Origin of the sequence: Porphyromonas gingivalis ATCC 33277 (assembly GCF_000010505.1) — a bacterium.
GTDB lineage: Bacteria > Bacteroidota > Bacteroidia > Bacteroidales > Porphyromonadaceae > Porphyromonas > Porphyromonas gingivalis.
Genome location: NC_010729.1, coordinates 706,427 through 725,103, shown reverse-complemented (window position 1 = coordinate 725,103; position 18,677 = coordinate 706,427). Strand labels below are relative to the sequence as shown.

Genomic DNA, 18,677 nt, shown 5'->3' with positions numbered 1-18,677 from the left:
ATCTGTCAATATTTCAATGCCTTGCTATTATTTTCTGTTTCGCTTTGTTCTGTTTCGACTCCTTTACGAAGCGACCCGATGCAAAAAACGACCTTGCGAATACATCCGAACAAAAGGAGAATAACCCACAAAGCCAATACAAGCAACCTCCCCCAATAAGAAGGTTGATAAAGCTCATTGCCTATATAACGATCGAAAAAAGCTTGGGCTTGTCCCACACCGGGGAAATTCGCATCACTAACCTTGCCTCGGATTACACCATCCCGCAAAATAACCAAAGAGGGATTGCCGCGTGTAATGGTCTTAACGGTAACAGCATCGAGGAAAAGCATCGGGTAATCAGCACCGGTATTGTATCGCCATGTGGAAATATCATCCGAAGTGGAAGCCGATACACCGTAGAAGTCCCAAGCATGTTCCTGAGCATAATCATACATCTCACTTATATTGTCCATCTTATCGTCGCTTGCATTCTCCCAATCGGGTGAAAGGAGCAAGAGAGTAATCCCCTTTTTATTGACGATTTCGGATGTAACATCTTCACCCCCACGAAGCAAAAGGAAGTCAGTGACGGGAGGTGTATAGCCTTTTTTAATCAGTTTCTCGTGCCGATCTACGTATGTCCAGCTGTCATCAGGCAGATGATCCATATCGAACTCCTGTCGCTTGCCATTCTTTTCGTACACAAAGACATATTCATATACGTCTTCCGGAGCACCGGTAGGCACCTGCGTAAGCTCACGCAGCGATTTACCGACCTTGAAAGGTCTGAAATCTACCATCGGCAAATAGATCTGATTTGCTATGGTAAAGATTATGATACCACTGACGGCCAGAATAGCCGGAAGCCAACGTCCATTGACGGAATATAGCGTTTGTATTCGACGAGGTTTTTTCAGCAAGAAAGCTGCTGCCGCAAAGAGAACCACATTTTTGAAGAATGTGTGCCAATTAGTCAATAGAAAAGCTTCCCCGAAACATCCACAGTCGGCCACCGGGTTGAATATGGCCAAATAGAGTGTAAGCGGAGTCATGACAGCCATAAAGAGAAAGATGAAGCGAGCTGCCATGCGTCTGTAGATACCCATCAAGAGAAACGCTCCCACGATGAACTCACTACAGCAAAGCAAAATGCTAAGAATAAGGGATAAGCCCTCGGACTTAGGCAAAGCAAAAACAGTAAAATACTCACTGATTTTGATCGCTCCTCCCTGCGGATCGATAGCCTTCAGAAAGCCCGAAACAACGAAGGTCAGACCTAATATGATTCGAGAAAGCTCAGCAAGGAAACGTTTCATCCGTTCAACTGTATCAATGCGAAGATGGCATAGTTGATCATATCCATGTAGTTGGCATCCACCCCTTCGGATATATATGTATCACCTCCGAGATCTTCTATCTCTTTAGTGCGAAATACCTTAGTCAGAATCAAGTCGGCAAAGGATGACACACGCATCTGTCTCCACGCCTCTCCATAGTCATGATTCTTATCAAGCATCAGCGACATGGCTTCACGAATCTTGAGGTCATACAGGCGCAGAGCTTCCTCTGTCTCCATCTTAGGTGTGTCAGCTACTCCCAGCTCCAATTGGATGAGAGCTATTACTCCATAATTGACAACACCTATAAACTCAGACTCCACTCCTTCATCCACCTTACTCAAACCTTTCATCTGAATATTTCGAATGCGGTTGGCCTTGATATAAAGCTGATCGGTCAGAGACGACGGACGCATCACTCGCCACGAGGCTCCATAGTCGTGCAGTTTTTTCTGAAAAACCTCACGACAAATATCAATCACGTGCTCGAACTGCTCTACTGTATTTGGCTTGGCTGTAGTCATTTCTTTCTTTGCTTCTTCTCCGTTTTTTCCACTTTTTCGGCTTTCTCCTCCTCGGTCTTCTTGCCAAAGGAATATATATCGGTGGTATCGATGACTTTCTCTTCGAGCAAAGCTTCTTTCAACACCTCGTTAATGTTGGACACATAGTGGAACTTCAAGCCCTTCAGATAGATATCGTTTATCTCCTCTATGTCCTTGCGATTCTCTTCGCACAGGATTATTTCCGTGATACCGGAACGTTTGGCAGCCAATATCTTCTCCTTGATTCCACCTACAGGAAGCACCTTTCCTCTTAGAGTGATTTCTCCTGTCATGGCAATACCGGCCCGCACTTTTCGACGGGTAAGAGCCGACACCAGCGAAGTCACCATCGTAATACCTGCACTCGGACCGTCTTTCGGGATAGCACCTTCGGGAACATGTACGTGTACCTGCCAATTATTGAAAATTTCCTGAGAGATGCCCAACTCATCACTATGGGCACGAATATAATCCAAGGCTATTACGGCCGACTCTTTCATCACATCGCCCAGATTACCCGTAAGCGTGAGCTTCGGTTCGCGTCCGCGGTGCAGACTCGTCTCGATGAACAGGATCTCCCCTCCCACCGAAGTCCAAGCCAATCCGATCACAACGCCTGCATCGCCATTGCCTTGATATCGATCACGCGTATAGCGGGGCGCTCCCAAGAAAGTAACCAAGTCGGACGGTTCCACCTTGGTAGTATGTACCACATTCATGGCGGCCTCCTTTGTTATCTTACGGATCACAGCTGCGATCTGCTTCTCCAACGTACGCACTCCACTCTCTCTGGTGTAGTCGTCGATCAGCTTTTCTATGGTTTTTTTGGAGAACTTGATGTCGTTCTTTCTGAATCCATGCTCCACAAGTTGCTTTGGAATCAGATGGCGGGCAGCGATCTCCACTTTTTCTTCTATGATATAACCGCTCACATCGATCAGCTCCATTCTGTCCAAAAGAGGACGAGAGATACTGCTCAAACTGTTGGCCGTAGCGATAAAAAGGACATGACTGAGGTCGAAGTCTATATCCAGATAATTGTCATGAAAAGCATTGTTCTGCTCCGGATCAAGGACTTCGAGCAAAGCAGAAGAAGGATCGCCCTTGTAGTCGCTGTCGATCTTGTCTATTTCGTCGAGGACAAAGACGGGATTAGATGTACCTGCTCGCTGCAAACTCTGAATGATCCGTCCGCACATAGCACCGATGTAGGTACGTCGGTGTCCACGAATCTCAGCTTCGTCATGCAAGCCCCCTAAAGAAATGCGTACGTATTTACGACCCAAGCTCTCGGCAATGCTCTTGCCAAGAGAGGTCTTACCCACTCCCGGAGGGCCGTACAGACAGATGATGGGCGACTTCATATCGCCTTTCATCTTGAGGACAGCCAGATGCTCTATGATTCTCTCTTTTACTTTCTCAAGGCCGAAATGATCTCTATCCAAAACGGATTGGGCACGCTTCAGGTTGAAATTATCTTTACTGAATACGCCCCATGGCAGACTGATGATGGTCTGTACATACTGCATCTGTACGGAGTAGTCGGGCGATTGAGGATGTAGCCGTTCCAGCTTGCGGAGTTCTTTCTCGAAAGTCTCTGCCACCTCGCTGCTCCACTTCATCGTAGTAGCTTTGGTACGCAGCTCCTGCACCTCGATGTCGTTTATATTGCCTCCCAGTTCCTCCTGAATCGTCTTGATTTGCTGCTGCAGGAAGTACTCTTTCTGCTGCTTGTCCATCTCCTCGCGCGTCTTCATCTGAATAGAAGCTTTCAGTTCCATTACCTGAAGCTCCTTGTGCAAGAGGTAGAGAAGACGATAGCCACGATCCTTCATCTTGCTGATTTCCAGCAATTCTTGCTTGACGGCTATGCTCGTGGATATATTGGCCGATGCAAAGTTGATCTGATACATCGGATTCTTGTTCCGTCTCATCGAGAGGATAAGCTCCCGAGGGGGTCTCTCGACCATCAGCTCCATCATCTTCAGACTCATATCCTGTATGGTGGAGACGAGTGCTTCGAACTCGTGATCTTTGTTCTTCCCGGGGAGAATGTCTGGGAGCAGCTTCACGCGACCCTTCATAAAAGGTTCCGTAGCCGTTATCTCCTGCAGTGCAAATCGCTGGCGGCCTTGTACGATAGCCGTGGTAGTACCATCGGGCATCTCCAGCACCCTGATGATTTCAGCCACGACCCCGACATCATACAAATCGGCACGATCCGGTTCCTCCACATCCATATCGCGCTGTGAAACGGCACCGAAATAGACACCCTTCTTCTCCACGTAGCGGATCAGCTTGAGCGATTTTTCTCGTCCGACCATGATAGGCATGGCCACACCGGGGAAGAGAATCATATTGCGGAGAGCCAAAATCGGCATCTCCTCCTGCATATGATCTTCTTTCACCTTGAAATCCTCATCTTCTTCACAAACGGAAAGCACCGGAAAGAATACGGGGAAACCATCATCCTCGTCGTCCTCTCCCAGGCGTATATATTTTCTATCAATCATCTTTAGTCTTCTTTAGCTCGGCTCAAAATACCGAGCTACAAATATATGAAATCCCGTCGGGCTTCTATACTTCTATACATTTATACATCCCGACAGCAAGAGCAGCACCGGACAAAAAGGGAAGGGGCTGTGTCGAAAAAAACAATCTCGACGCAGCCTCTCCTTAGGGCAGAGTTACTATGATAATACAGATCTCCGATCGGGATCAGCCACGGATGCGATCCTCGAAAGCAGAAAGAGCAGCTTTGGCTCCTTCGCCCATGGCAATGACTATCTGTTTGTAGGGCACAGTGGTACAGTCACCTGCAGCATATATGCCGGGCGTATTGGTACGGCATGAAGTATCGATGAGTACTTCGCCTCGGCTGTTTGTTTCCACCAAATCTTTCACAAGGGATGTATTGGCGGCAAGACCGATCTGTACGAATACGCCACTGAGTGCGATTTGCTTTTCCTCTCCCGTGTTGCGATCGGTAAGCAGTATTCCCTCCACTTTCTGTCCGTTGCCCATGATTTCTTTGGTAGCAGTACTGAGGAGGATGTCGATATTGGCCGTTTCACGTGCTTTCTTTTGAAGCACCTCATCAGCCCTGAGTACATCCAGAAACTCTACTACAGTGACATGCTCGCATATACCGGCCAAATCGATGGCAGCTTCCAGACCGGAATTGCCTCCACCGACCACGGCCACACGCTTGCCTTTGAAGAAAGGCCCATCGCAGTGAGCGCAGTAGGCTACACCATTACCCGTATATTCTTTCTCGCCGGGTACACCGAGCTTGCGCCATGAAGCACCCGTAGCCATGATAAGAGAAGGAGCCGTGAAGACTTCTCCGGAAGTCACTTCCACACGGGATATACCTTCTTGTTGTGTGATGGACGACACGGTTCGGGCCTCGAAGAGGGAGATCGTATTGGCCTTGATGTGAGAATTGAGGTTGGATGCAAGTTCCGATCCTGTGGTGTAAGGCACGGAAATCAGGTTCTCGATCCCGACCGTTTCGTTTACTTGGCCGCCTACCCGTTCGGCTATGATGGCTACCTTCAGCCCCTTGCGAGCAGAATAGATGGCTGCAGCCGATCCGGCCGGGCCACCACCCACGACAAGGAGGTCGAAAGGCCGCAGCGTCTTATCTGCCGACTCGGCAGGGACAGAGCCATATTTGGCTTCTATCTTGTTCAGCAAGGCAGCCATATCGCCACGCCCCACATGGATCACTTCATCTCCGGCCATAACCGTCGGAACGGAAGCGATACCCAACGACTCCACTTCGTCCGGGAAGAAAGAACCATCGACCATGGTGTGGTTGATAGTCGGATTGAGAATGGCAATCATATTGAGGGTCTGCACCACATCGGGACAATTCGTACAAGAGAGGGATACATAGGTTTTCAGCTCTATCGGCCCATTGATACGGCGGATTCTATCCTGTACTCCTCCATCGGGGATATTCCTTCCGATACCGTCATTGTTGAGAATAGCAAGAAGCAGTGAGCTAAATTCATGGCCACCCGGAATACCACGGAAGCCGATCCCGCTATCCGCTCCGTCTACGAGCAGATCGATACGAAAATCATCTGCCGCATTGTATTCCGCACGAACATGATCCGAAACGGATGCAAGCCCATCGAGCATTTCCTTCGCCTCGTTGTAGGAGGGATGAGACGTATGAGCATTGAGTCGTAATGTATAGGACTTTTTCAGTTGGGCAAAGTAAGAGCCCACTTGGGTAAGAGTATCTTTATCAAGCATAGTCGTTAGGATAATGATTAAAAAGGATCTTAATCAAGAGTTCCGATTATCTCACTGTATTCGGAGAAACAGTATGGAGAACTCTTTCGTGCCTTAAAGAAAGAGGGTGTGTTGTGATCGCCTCATTTTGCGATTCCGACACACCCTCTCTCCTCGGTTTACTGCTTAGATCTTACCAACGAGATCAATGCTCGGTTTCAGTGTCTGCTGACCTTCACGCCACTTGGCCGGACATACCTGACCATCGTGAGCAGCTACGTATTGTGCAGCCTTGATCTTACGGAGGATCTCTTCTGCATCACGGCCTACGCTGTTGTCGTTCAGCTCTACGATTTTGATAATGCCTTCGGGGTTGATCACGAAAGAGCCACGATAAGCCATATGAACATCATCGATCAGGATACCCAGATCGCGAGTGAGTGCACCGGAGGGATCGGCCAACATGGGATACTGTACCTTCTTGATAGCAGGAGAAGCGTCCGCCCAAGCCTTGTGTACGAAGTGGGTATCGCAACTGCAAGAGTAAACCTCTACTCCAAGTTGCTTGAATTCTTCATATTTATTGGCCAGGTCTTCCAATTCCGTCGGGCATACAAAGGTAAAGTCACCGGGATAGAAAACGACCAAAGACCACTTGCCTTTCAGGTCTTCGTTGGTGATTACTTTGAATTCGCCATTGTGATAGGCATTGAGTTTGAACTCGGGGAAAACGGTGTTCAGGATAGGAGTCATAATGCTTTTGTTTTTAGTTTAGTATGAACGTTTGTTTCAGGTGCAAAACTATGTGTACTATCCTCCGTCCGCAACAGCTTCGATATATCAGACCATTGACCGCATCTATATAAGTGAGACTGTCGCATGGTATTTTCTTGGAGATTTTATTGTCAATCGACTGATTTTTAGTGCCTTTATAGATATAAGAAATCTTCTCTTTTTTCAAAGGTCTCAAATAGGCTATGAACATGGATTTGTGGACATCGTGTTAGGTGAGGGGAGCTGATATTCCTCGTTTGAAAGATGACAGGCAGTCCCCTTCGACGACCACCCGGAGAATGGAATGAGGAAAAAAGGAAACTGCGCCTTCTTATGAAACATTAAGAAGACGCAGTTTTCGTTTAAATCTTAGCTCAATAAATCAAGGAACTAAGACTTTAAGGAAATGCATTACACCGTTTGCCGTTATACGGACAACATAGACACCGGGGACAAGGGATTCATTTTTGACAAGTTGACCAGTTGCATTGAATACTTCCATCTTGGAATACTCTTCCTCTACAACAATTTTGCCATTCTGAACATATGCTTTGACAGAGGGGGTAGCAACAATTTGTTCTGTAGCTGTAGGCTCTGCTTTATCAAGACTTTCTTGCCCGGCATTGATAATAGAATGGTTTTCCGCATTGGACATTGGATGGTGTACGAAAGCAAGAACATCTGTATCTTTAATTTCAAAGCCATCCAACTTAAATTCTTTCTTGATGGTAAAACTTCCATCGGCTGCAATATTTAAAGCGTCTCCTTTTACATCTGTGGAGAGAATCATTAACACAGTATGTTGGTGGAGATATCCATCCCCAGCTCCATTTTGCGGATTAATAGGCTTCATATTGTTTTTCAATACATATGCAGTCAACATAAGAGGTTTCCCTATGAGGTCAGCATCGACTTTACCAGTAAATGTAGCTGTACATACATCTTCCGGTGTTGCACCTTTGGTCAATTTAAGGTTTACCTCTGCAGGGGCTGTACCATCACCAAAACCTTTCATAATCTTATTTTTAATTGCTATTGGAGCACCTATTGAAAGATTTTCACCTTTTTTCTCCATACGGCAAACTGAAAAAGTCGGAAAACCCGGAATGCCCAATGTTTGATCCAATGCAATGAAAAGTTGGCCAACACGAGGCCATTTTTTTGAGATCCCATCATTATAATGAACAAATGTCTGAAAAACACGCTCCTTATATTCATCATCCAACATTTCAATTGCTTTTGCAATGCGCTCTTTACCACCTGGACAGTAACCGCACCATTCGGCAGTAAATACCTCCAACACCACATTCTTCTTAAAAGAACCTTTCATGTCAGCAGAGGTTTTCAACTCTTGTGCATTGACATTAAACAAAGCCATACTACTTAGGATAGCAGCAGAGAGTAATAATCTTTTCATGTTCGTTTATCTTTTTTGTTAGTGAAACATTTTGTTTGATTTTCCGTATTTCGGGCACCAAAATACGATAGATAGATGAAATCTGCAAATACTTTGCCTCTGTTATCGTCCTTGTCGTTTACGTTCTGTCTCGTCGAGGATAATTTTACGCATGCGCATGCTTTTCGGCGTCACCTCCACATACTCGTCATACTTGATATACTCCAAAGCATCTTCGAGGCTGAATACCACCGGTGGAGCCAGTGACACCTTATCATCGCTACCGGAAGCACGCATATTGGTAAGCTTTTTGCTCTTGCAGACGTTGACGCAGAGATCGCCCTCCTTCGTGTGCTCGCCCACGACCTGACCGGCATAGACCTCCTCCTGCGGAGAGATGAAGAAGCGTCCACGGCTTTGGAGATTATTCAGGGCATAGGCATAGGCCGTTCCGCTTTCGAGCGCAATGATCGATCCGTTGTTGCGACGCTCTATCTCCCCTTTCCACGGTTGGAATTCCAAGAAGCGGTGCGCGATTACGGCCTCTCCTGCCGATGCTGTCAGTACGGCATTGTTGAGTCCGATGATCCCTCGTGAAGGGATGTGGAACTCCATAAACACCCGGTCGTTCTTGTTTTCCATCATCACCATCTCTCCCTTGCGACGGGTCACTATGTCTATGATACGACTGGAGGACTCTTCCGGCAGATTGATCGAAAGAAGCTCTATCGGTTCGCACCGCTCGCCGTCTATCTCTTTGATGATCACTTGGGGCTGCCCCACTTGAAGTTCGTACCCCTCGCGGCGCATGGTCTCGATAAGAACGGAAAGATGCAGTACGCCACGCCCGAATACGAGCCAGCTGTCGGCGTTATCGGTGGTCTCCACACGAAGAGCCAGATTCTTGTCCAGTTCTCGCATCAGACGGTCGTGAATATGCCGGCTGGTGACATACTTACCCTCCTTGCCGTAGAACGGCGAGTTGTTGATGGTAAAGAGCATACTCATCGTCGGCTCATCGATCGCAATAGCCTGAAGAGCTTCGGGAGCATTGGCATCGGCAATGGTCTCTCCGATTTCGAAACTTTCCAAACCGATGATAGCGCATATATCTCCTGCATCCACATGGTCGGCTTTGGCTCGTCCCAAGCCTTCGAAGGTATTCAGCTCCTTGATTCGCTGCTTCTGCATCGTGCCATCACGCTTGCAGAGCATAATGTCCTGCCCTTCGCGGAGTGTGCCGCGATGTACTCGCCCGACGGCAATACGCCCCACATAGGAAGTATAGTCAAGCGATGTAATGAGCATCTGCGTGGCACCCTCCGGCTGTTCGGGAGCGGGGATATGTCGGATGATGGCATCGAGTAGCGGAGCAATGTCCTGTGTGGGATGTTTGTAGTCGGTACTCATCCAACCCTGCTTGGCCGAGCCGTATATGGTGGGGAAATCGAGCTGATCTTCCGAAGCATCGAGGCTGTACATGAGGTCGAACACCATATCCTGCACTTCGCTCGGGCGGCAGTTGAGTTTGTCTACTTTGTTGATGACGACGATGGGTTTGAGTCCCATCTCGATGGCTTTTTGCAGCACAAACCGAGTCTGCGGCATCGGCCCCTCAAATGCATCCACCAGCAGGAGGCATCCATCGGCCATATTGAGCACGCGCTCCACTTCACCGCCGAAGTCGGCGTGTCCCGGGGTATCGATGATATTGATTTTACAACCCTTATAGCGAATACTGACGTTTTTGGAAAGAATGGTGATACCGCGTTCGCGTTCCAAGTCGTTGCTATCGAGGAAAGTATCCACTTCGGCAGCCTTGTCATCCCTGAAAAGCTTGCCGGCTAAGAGCATCTTGTCCACGAGCGTGGTTTTACCGTGGTCTACGTGGGCAATGATGGCAATGTTCCTGATGTCCTGCATTTTCTTCTTCTGAGTAATTGGGGACAAAGGTAGTAAAACAGGCTGTTTTTCGGAATGGATATCCAAGTGTTCGGATTCTGCACATTCCATCTGCAAGAGCGTTGCATTTGCAGGCAAAGAAAGACGCCGACGAAAGTGTTCTCATCGGCGTCAATCGGATTCCAAAGATATCTCTTGATAGAGTTTTTCAGCTGACGATACCCATCTTACAGGATGATGTTCTTAGATGTCTGTGTATTATCTGCGAACAAAACAGTGACGAGAACATGGCCTTTCGTCATTAAGTCGATACAAAATTCTCTGCCCTGTGTCTGACTCGTGGCAAAAAGCATCCGTCCTGCCATATCATAAATATAGACCGATTTGATCTGTTTTTCTGCCTTGATGCCGATGGTCGTTCCTTGGACGTAGACGTTTATATCGTCCGACGAAGGTACAACTGTTTGGCTGTCTGTCGTATGGCATGATTTGGCAACCGTGCTATAGAAGATAATGGGATACTTCAGCTGATAATCCTGCACAATGTCTCCCTCTACCCTGACGCGCGTTTGGAGGGGATAGGAGTTTCCGGCTATCATTACTTCTCCGTTTTCACTACTGATAAAGTTGCCTTCGTCATCTTTGATTGCGATCTCGAAGCCGCTGTCGTCTTTTACGCAAACAATAGTCGCTGTCACTTCCGGATACGTAAATTGCGGCATAGGGATCTCGGTAACCACTCCCTCGAAAGTTCGATTGGGGAGAGTGATGCGTGTGCACATCAGTTCATAGTAGGCATCGAATTCATGGAAACGACCTTCTGTAATGAGCATATCGCCCAACTTGGCGTATGGACAGAACTCCCTTAACCCCCCATAATAAGCTGTAGGATAATAATGGATACTATGCGGAGGCCTAAAGGCTATCGGCTTGTCAAAGGCATTCAGTTGTGCATCACAGACCATCCCCCAGACCGAGTGATAATCGACCGGGACTGTGTCGGGCAACATAACAGGCTCTAAGATGCCGGTCGTTGCGTATCCTCTCGATTGCGATTGCCCCGATAATGCTACTGTACATCCTGCAATCATGAAAAATGAAAGCCAAATCCTTGTCCATTGCGGTAGCTGTATGCCGAGTATTGTTTGTTTCATCTTGTGTTCATTTTTGTTGTGATACTGTTTTGGCACAAATCTGCAGGAATCGAATTTCTCCTACGCCCACGGCATACTTTTGGGATACGTCCCCCACAATCTTTACGTTGGTATTGAGCAAGAAAGGTTTACCGCCTATCATTACTTCGTTACCATCGTGAGACACAAAGGTGTCGTCTTCTTCGCAAAGGATAAATTCCCTCCCGGCTTCGGTTCGGATGCAAGGCACCGATTCCGACACATGAGGCAGCGAGACTTTGGGTTTGGGTATCAAGACGATCGTTCCTTCTATTTCTTGATTTTCGAATGTAATCCGGGTGCAGACTGCATTGTAGGTTGGTATGTTGTAAGTCATTTTCCAAAAACGACCTTCTACCCTCACGATGCCGCCAGACTGTGCATAGTCGCACCACTCATTCAGGGTCGCCTCGTTATTCGCTATGTAATACTCTGTGGTTGTGGTTACGTCGTCCCGACGGATGAAACGACTGAAAGAGATAGGTATTTCGAAAGGGAGACCGTTCGCATCATGGGTCATTCCCCAAATCTCTGTGCTTACGGGGGGGACCCCTAAGTTCAAACTCACCTTCTCGATTCGTCCTGTAAAATAACTCCGGCTACTGTTCGTCGTTGTTTGGGCGGAACTGCTGAACGAGGAGAATAGGCAAACCAGTAGTACGAAAACAAATGCTTTTTTCATCATAAACTTTTAGTTAAGAGCCAAAATCATATAGAAATCTTTACCACAGAGAGCGGTCCGGACGGAAGTGTTACTGAGGTCACTTGTGGCAAGAGCATATCCCGTTCGAAGTCGGAGCGGATTAGTTCAAACATTTGTTGATAATAAGCATCTGAACCTTCATTCTGCGCTTGTACATAAGGTGCCGCATAGAGACAAAGCGCGCTAAGCAATAAAATTATTCGTTTCATCGCTGTGTAATGTTAAGTTTCTTGTTGGTAATCGAATTTTGCGTTTCGATCATGATGGTCATAAAGCCGAGCATGGGTGCTCTAAAGGATAGGGTATAAGCATTTTCGGTCATTCTTTTGCGAAAAACACTTTTCCCCTCAAGATCGTAGGCGACCACTTGGACTATGGGACTGTTGCTATCGATCTCTATTTGCCTGCCTTGTTGTTTGACGAAAACCTCATCGTCTCCTGCAACGGGTTTCGTGCTGAGCGGATAGCAATTGGTTGGGTAGATATCCAAATAGCAATGGCCTATGATGTCCCACCGCTGTGAGACATGACCATACACCCGGACGGAAGATCCATAGGAAGCAGAGACTCCGGCAATAATCGGAGGTCCCATCCCGTCAGTGATGTTTACAACCCCTAATTGATTGGTCAGAAAGACTTTGCGGTTGTTTGAGATTTCTATGCAATCAGAAACCCCCGGGAGCATCGGGATTGTAAAAGCAGGATTTCCCGTCTTGCTCACAACACCTTCAATGGGAGCATTATAGGAGGTAATCCTTGTCGGCACAAAACGATAGTACAAAAGCTCGAAACCCATAAACTCAAATACACCCTCTACTTCAATCATATCACCCTCTTGGGCAAACTTGAAAAACTCGGTTATCCCTTCGTCTGAGACGAAGTAGGGTTCGTTTGTAAAGCGTTTGTGAAAGAGCACGGGAGTGAGGTCATCCGTAATAGGAAGCACAAAGTAGTGCTCTTCGGTTGCACGAGCCATACCCCATACTTCTTGATCTCCATACATATTCGGTGCTTTCACTTTTTCAAGAATCCCGGTTAGGATACTGGTGCCGGCGGAGTACACACGTTCATCGACTCTTTCTTGTGCCCAAGAACAGCTAAACAGGGCGAGCAACAAGTAGAAAATTATTGTTTTTCTCATCTTCATATTTGTCTTCAAATGATTTTAGTTGATTATTTTTCACGGAGAGGTGCGACGTGACTCTGTATTTACAAGTCTGCCGCCAATGTGCTTGGTGGATTTTCGCCGTTTTTCATAAGATGGTTTCTATACAGTTGTTTTTCGGCCACAATGTAGAAAATGAATTTAAATTATGCAAATATTTCCCCCAAAAATTGCATCATGCAGCTTACACCCTGAAGTGCAATAGCCGTTGGTGGAAGAAAAAAGATTTGGCTAATTTTGCCTTCCGAAAAGCATTGCTCCGAACAATGGATTTCCCCGTGTATTGGAAGCGAGCAATTAACTGAAAAAAGAGAGTATTATATTAGTATGCCACACATCCATAAACCACCGACCATGACCGATCATCCGGCATCAAGCCCGAACAGGCTCCTATTCGGATATTCCGGCACAGCAACAGCCCCCGATCCGATCCGAGATTGTAGAGGAAAGTCGTACATCTACTTCAAATCACATGCAGTAAGATAGCATCTTGGCATAGGCCCCACCACATACATATCCGGACTGCACCCGTCGGAGTTCTCCGTAGAACTCGGCGGGTGCTTCTTTTATATCAGCTACTGAAAAGGCTTTTTTGAGCCTGCGATTTATATACAAATCATTTACGATCTATATATTTATTGGAAACGATTTATATACAAAACAAAAACGATTTATATATAAATTGAAAATGTTTTATATACAGATCGTTGTCTCACTTGTTTTAAGTGGTATTTCGATCTGTAAAAGTCCATTTTCCCATCACTTTTGCCTTGCTTTTTTCTTCTCCACGGATGCTTATTTGGAATCGTTCCAAACTCGTCTTCGTTGTTGAAAACTTTTTTGGCGCATGATTTTTGAGTGAGTAATTGTATTTACAGCTACCCTTTTGTGGTCTCTTTGAATTTTCGAAGGTGTTTTCAAGAAGTTTTTTGGGGAGAGATAGCCGATGGCTCCGCTGTGGATACGTCCGGAGAAGGTGGCAGCAGTGGTAAGCAGGGCAGCACTGATGTATTCACCTCGAAACGGAACGAGGGTGCACCCCCTGTGGGTGCACCCTCGTCTGTACAGGCCGGACTGATCCGGCTTAGAGAATTGTCTCCAGTTGATCGGGATTCGGATCTACTGCCCGTATAATCCCATGTGCGTCCACCAGGTAACTGTGGAAACGGATCTTCAAGCCATAGATGTTGAGCATTTGATCGCGTTTACTATTTTCCACCAGTCGCTGGGCAGACAAGTCTATTTGGTCGAAAGCCAAGGTATTTGTGAATACCGACAGGTTTTTGTCCATCGAAACACCTACATACCGTACCCGACTGTCGGGTCTTTTGGCAAAATAACGAGACCATCGGACATTACCGGCCCTGCTCTCTCCATCGTATGCCGCCCAGAAGTGGATCAGCGTGTACGAAGCAGCCTCTGAGCTGCCGTCCGATTGTACGACCAAAGACTTTACCTCCGGCACCGCTGCCCCTACTGCCAAGCCATCTATGGCTTCGGATGGAGAGGTGGCCGAGCTACCCGACAAAAGCAAGGCTGCCGCGACCAATGAGCCGGAAAGTATCCTCTTTAATTTCATACCATTCCGTTATAGTTAGACATCCCCAAGCAACCACCCGTCAGAGCGACGGATCCGGCAAGCTTGAGCCCCCGTGTTTCGGAGGGTTTCGAGGTGATAGCCCACCCTTCGCTAAGGGTTTGTAGAAGCAACCACAGCGGCAAAGATAAGCGTTTTGGCCAATCTATCAAACACTTAGCTCTCCGAAGCCTCTCTAAGGCTCCACCGAAACCTCCGGATAAATGGACAGGACTCACTACCTTTGGGGTGATGAAAAAGATCATGAAGGCTATCATTCCCTCCATCGGTATCGCTGTCGTATCGGGAGGTTTCGCCCCTCATCCGAAGCCGGTTTCATTCCGAGTAATGACCTACAATGTCGAGAACCTGTTCGACTGTTACGACGATATCGGCAAGGACGACAGTGAGTTTCTCCCCGAGGGAAAACTGAGGTGGACGCAGAGCCGCTACAACCGCAAGCTCAAGCAGGTGGCTTCGGTGATCAAGGCTGTAGGTGGCCCCGATTGGCCGGCACTGGTGGCTCTTGTAGAGGTGGAAAATGATACGGTCATGAACAACCTGCTGAGCCGTACTCCCCTCGGCAAACAGAGCTACCGCTACGTGATGACGAACAGCCCGGACAAGCGCGGCATAGACGTAGCCCTGCTCTATCGACCGGAGCTGTTCAGTCTGGATCACAAAGAAGAGTATAGAGTACATTTTCGCGGCGAGAGGAACAGACGAACGAGGAATATCCTGCATGCACAGGGGCGATTGGCCGGCGGCGACACGCTGGATGTATTCGTCTGCCACTTCCCCTCTCGCAGAGGAGGTGTGCGCCAATCGGATGCCTATCGGCACGATGCCGCCACTCTGCTGAGAACGAAATGCAATGAGATACTAAGCCGCCGGCACAATCCCTTCATTCTGATCATGGGAGACCTGAACAGCAATCCGGATGAATCCCCTCTGATCGAGACCTTACGGGCCGGTACGGTTCTGCCCGAAGCCGGCAAAGCCGGAGCAGGGGAGTTGTACAACCTCTCGGGCTGTCCTCTCTCTCAGATACCTCCCGGGACAACTCTGTATAAGGGTAAATGGGAGCAGTTGGATCACATCATCGTGTCGGGCAATTTCCTGAAGCCGGATTCACGGGTCAGCTACCGAACCGGATCGGCCAAGAATGTAGTCCTGCCTTATTTGGTACACTCCGCTCCGTACAATGTGGCGCGTATCGCACCCAATCGCACCTATCAGGGGATGCATTATAAAGGAGGATATAGCGACCACTTGCCGGTGACGGCCGAGTTTACAATAGAGCCTTGATGTGCGATGCCACCTCTTCCATCTGCCATCGGGGCGTAGAGGTGGCTCCGCAGATGCCTATGCTGGCCGGCAGAGGAACCAGCATATCCGGCACGATGACCTCCGGGGAGGAAATAAAGATACTGCGCGGATTGGCTGCCAGACAATGCCCGAAGAGTACCTTCCCGTTGGAGCTTTTCTCTCCGGCTACGAAGAACACCAGTTCGTGTGCTGTGGCGAAAGCTCCGATATGCGGGATTCGATTGGCCACTTGGCGACAGATGGTATCGTGATGCTCGAAAGTTACACCCGGCTGCATACGTGTGCTGATGCTGTCGATGATCTGCCCGAATCCCTCCAGGCTCTTGGTCGTTTGGGAAAAGAGAATGACAGGACGTGTGTAATCTATTTTGTCCAGCTCCTCCTCGCTCTCTATGACGATAGCCGTTCCTTCGGTCTGCCCGACCAGACCGTTTACTTCCGCATGCCCTCTTTTGCCATAGATGACGACTTGTGCGCCGAGGCTGCGCGTGGCTTCGTATCGTGATTTGATTTTGTTTTGCAAGCGGAGTACAACAGGACAAGTGGCATCTATGATCGTCACCCCGTTTTCTCCTGCCATCCGATAGATTTCGGGAGGTTCTCCATGGGCACGCAACAGTATCTTTGCCCCACGCAGTCGGGAAAAAGCATCGTAATCGATCGTCTCCAATCCTTTCTTTCCTAACCGTTCGACCTCCAGCGTATTGTGTACGATATCGCCCAGGCAGTACAGCTTATCGGAGTTTTTCTCCAATTGCTTCTCGGCATGACGAATAGCATTCACCACACCGAAGCAAAATCCCGATCCGCTGTCTATTTCTATTGGAATCATGAACCGGTCACTTCCTGAAAACGCTCCAGCAACCATGCCTTCTGCTGCGGAATGGTCATATGAGAATTGTCCAGCACTAAAGCATCCTCAGCCTGTCTCAAAGGTGAAACGGCACGTGTGGAGTCGATCCTGTCGCGCTCTTCTATATTGGCCAGTACGTCGTCGAAAGTAGTGGTTGCATCACCCTTGGCACGCAATTCGTCCAAGCGGCGCTGTGCACGCACATGCGGCAGGGCCGTCACGAATATCTTCATTTCCGCTTCGGGGAAGACCGTAGTACCTATATCACGGCCATCCATTACTATGCCTTTGCTCTTACCCATGGCTTGCTGCTCACGCACCATTGCTTCGCGTACAAAATCAAGTGTGGCGATCGGGCTGACTTTGGCAGAGACTTCCATGCTGCGAATATCCTGCTCTACATTCTCTCCGTTCAAGTAAGTCTCAGGCAGTCCCGTCTCCGCATTGAGCCGGAAAGTAATCCGGACATCGGACATCTCGTCCCGCAGAGTCTCTGTATCGAGAACTCCGTCCTTCCACAGCCCCCGGCGAATGGAGTACAACGTTACGGCACGATACATCGCACCGGTATCGACATATATATAACCGATGGCACGAGCCAAATCCTTGGCCATGGTACTTTTCCCGCATGAGCTATGCCCATCGATGGCAATAATGATCGGATCAGTCATAAGAAAGTAAGCTGATAGTTAATGGTGTATTAGAAGATGCTCTTATCGTCCAAACGGATACCTACCGAACACATGAACGAAAGAGCTGCAGGATGATAGGTGGCAGCAGATACGCCTACACGTACTACACCTGAAGTGAAACCGACGCCGGCCGAAAGACCTCCCCATTTGTTGCCGCCTTCCACCTCGAAATCCTGTGCAATCTGTGGCGTATATCCCAACCCGACCCAAAACTTCTCAGAAGGAGTAAATTCTGCTCCTATCGAGAAGTGTCGGAGGAACTTTTGCATCTTGGACAGATCACGTGGTACAAGACGCTTGAAATAGTGCGGATTCAGATTGAACAACGTGATGTGCAAGCGAAACGGAGCATTGATAAAACTGCGGGAAAAGCCGAGCTGGAAATCCCAATCGAACGGTTCCCGTTCTTCATTATAGCCTTTCAGTTGCGCCCCTACGTTCTTGAACAGAGCGGAAGCGGAATATCCTTTGTCATCGTCGTAATAACTGATACCGACATCCACACCAAGGCCAAAGGAACTATACGTCTCGATAGAAGAATACAATGCTTTTAGGCTGACTCCACCGCGGAAGTGGTTGCTCAGTTCATGACTGTAAAATCCTTGTACAGCTATATCCGAAGCACTAAAAGAGCCGGTGGCAATCGCATTCTGATCGTATCCTTGCATAGACCCGTAGTTCAGGAAACGCATGCCAACACCCCACATGCCACGTTCTCCGACGGACGAGGCATAACAGGCATTGCCCATATGCGAACCACTCATATAATATAAATAGGAAAGAAAGGCGCGGCCACCGGATTCATATCCGAGCAGAGCCGGATTCTCAAAAGCCAGTCCGGGATTGTCGTCTACGATGGTGATAGCTTTGCCTCCGGCAGCCAAAGCCTGTGCAGTAGCCGGAAGGTTCAGAAAATGAAACACCTGCTTCTCTTGTTGAGCACCTGCCGAAAACACAAGAGAAAGAAATCCCAAAATGATACCGAAATGCTTGCGAATCATGAACA

General features: G+C 48.1%; 16 protein-coding genes. 1 reads left to right on the top strand and 15 read right to left on the bottom strand.

Annotation, left to right across the window (positions count from 1 at the left end):
• Nucleotides 1–5: 5 nt before the first annotated feature.
• From PGN_RS03160 to PGN_RS03105, 12 genes are all read right to left on the bottom strand, one after another.
• Nucleotides 6–1,298 (bottom strand): BT_3928 family protein, encoded by a 1,293-nt coding sequence (locus PGN_RS03160; protein ID WP_012457683.1) that lies wholly within the window; start codon nt 1,296–1,298, stop codon nt 6–8.
• A complete protein-coding gene (locus tag PGN_RS03155) occupies nt 1,295–1,843 on the bottom strand; it encodes a DUF1599 domain-containing protein (RefSeq protein ID WP_004585171.1) in 549 nt (182 codons plus the stop codon). Before PGN_RS03155 ends, PGN_RS03160 begins: the two co-directional genes overlap by 4 nt.
• On the bottom strand, nt 1,840–4,377 hold the full coding sequence (lon, locus tag PGN_RS03150; protein ID WP_012457682.1) for an endopeptidase La: 2,538 nt from the start codon (nt 4,375–4,377) through the stop codon (nt 1,840–1,842). Before lon ends, PGN_RS03155 begins: the two co-directional genes overlap by 4 nt.
• A gap of 205 nt (nt 4,378–4,582) precedes the next feature.
• A complete protein-coding gene (ahpF, locus tag PGN_RS03145) occupies nt 4,583–6,130 on the bottom strand; it encodes an alkyl hydroperoxide reductase subunit F (protein ID WP_012457681.1) in 1,548 nt (515 codons plus the stop codon).
• Nucleotides 6,131–6,295: 165 nt separating this feature from the next.
• Nucleotides 6,296–6,862, bottom strand: a complete 567-nt coding sequence (gene ahpC / locus PGN_RS03140) for an alkyl hydroperoxide reductase subunit C (protein WP_004585168.1) — start codon at nt 6,860–6,862, stop codon at nt 6,296–6,298.
• 403 nt (nt 6,863–7,265) lie between these two features.
• Complete coding sequence (locus tag PGN_RS03135; RefSeq protein ID WP_004585167.1) at nt 7,266–8,300, bottom strand: thioredoxin; 1,035 nt, start codon at nt 8,298–8,300, stop codon at nt 7,266–7,268.
• 102 nt (nt 8,301–8,402) lie between these two features.
• Nucleotides 8,403–10,202 (bottom strand): translational GTPase TypA, encoded by a 1,800-nt coding sequence (gene typA / locus PGN_RS03130; RefSeq protein ID WP_012457680.1) that lies wholly within the window; start codon nt 10,200–10,202, stop codon nt 8,403–8,405.
• A 206-nt stretch (nt 10,203–10,408) separates the two neighbouring features.
• Nucleotides 10,409–11,335 (bottom strand): T9SS type A sorting domain-containing protein, encoded by a 927-nt coding sequence (locus PGN_RS03125; protein ID WP_012457679.1) that lies wholly within the window; start codon nt 11,333–11,335, stop codon nt 10,409–10,411.
• 7 nt (nt 11,336–11,342) lie between these two features.
• The gene (locus tag PGN_RS03120; RefSeq protein ID WP_231845239.1) at nt 11,343–12,035 is read right to left on the bottom strand and encodes a hypothetical protein; all 693 of its coding nucleotides are present in this window, start codon (nt 12,033–12,035) and stop codon (nt 11,343–11,345) included.
• Between the two features lie 26 nt (nt 12,036–12,061).
• Entirely contained in the window at nt 12,062–12,265 is a 204-nt protein-coding gene (locus tag PGN_RS03115) for a hypothetical protein (protein ID WP_012457677.1), read from the bottom strand.
• Nucleotides 12,262–13,203: a hypothetical protein gene (locus PGN_RS03110; RefSeq protein ID WP_012457676.1), complete on the bottom strand. Its 942-nt coding sequence runs from the start codon at nt 13,201–13,203 to the stop codon at nt 12,262–12,264. The genes PGN_RS03115 and PGN_RS03110 overlap by 4 nt, the downstream gene beginning before the upstream one ends.
• A gap of 1,102 nt (nt 13,204–14,305) precedes the next feature.
• Nucleotides 14,306–14,800, bottom strand: a complete 495-nt coding sequence (locus tag PGN_RS03105) for a hypothetical protein (RefSeq protein ID WP_021662541.1) — start codon at nt 14,798–14,800, stop codon at nt 14,306–14,308.
• Nucleotides 14,801–15,049: 249 nt separating this feature from the next.
• Between PGN_RS03105 and PGN_RS03095 the strand changes: the two genes are divergently transcribed.
• Complete coding sequence (locus tag PGN_RS03095) at nt 15,050–16,105, top strand: endonuclease/exonuclease/phosphatase family protein (RefSeq protein WP_012457671.1); 1,056 nt, start codon at nt 15,050–15,052, stop codon at nt 16,103–16,105.
• Here PGN_RS03095 and PGN_RS03090 read toward each other — a convergent pair.
• Genes PGN_RS03090 through porQ form a run of 3 tightly spaced genes read right to left on the bottom strand, consistent with a single transcriptional unit; the run spans nt 16,089 to nt 18,672 of the window.
• The gene (locus tag PGN_RS03090) at nt 16,089–16,958 is read right to left on the bottom strand and encodes a 4-hydroxy-3-methylbut-2-enyl diphosphate reductase (RefSeq protein ID WP_012457670.1); all 870 of its coding nucleotides are present in this window, start codon (nt 16,956–16,958) and stop codon (nt 16,089–16,091) included. The genes PGN_RS03095 and PGN_RS03090 overlap by 17 nt on opposite strands.
• On the bottom strand, nt 16,955–17,650 hold the full coding sequence (cmk, locus tag PGN_RS03085; RefSeq protein ID WP_004585139.1) for a (d)CMP kinase: 696 nt from the start codon (nt 17,648–17,650) through the stop codon (nt 16,955–16,957). Before cmk ends, PGN_RS03090 begins: the two co-directional genes overlap by 4 nt.
• A gap of 29 nt (nt 17,651–17,679) precedes the next feature.
• Complete coding sequence (porQ, locus tag PGN_RS03080; protein ID WP_043876356.1) at nt 17,680–18,672, bottom strand: type IX secretion system protein PorQ; 993 nt, start codon at nt 18,670–18,672, stop codon at nt 17,680–17,682.
• Nucleotides 18,673–18,677 lie beyond the last annotated feature (5 nt).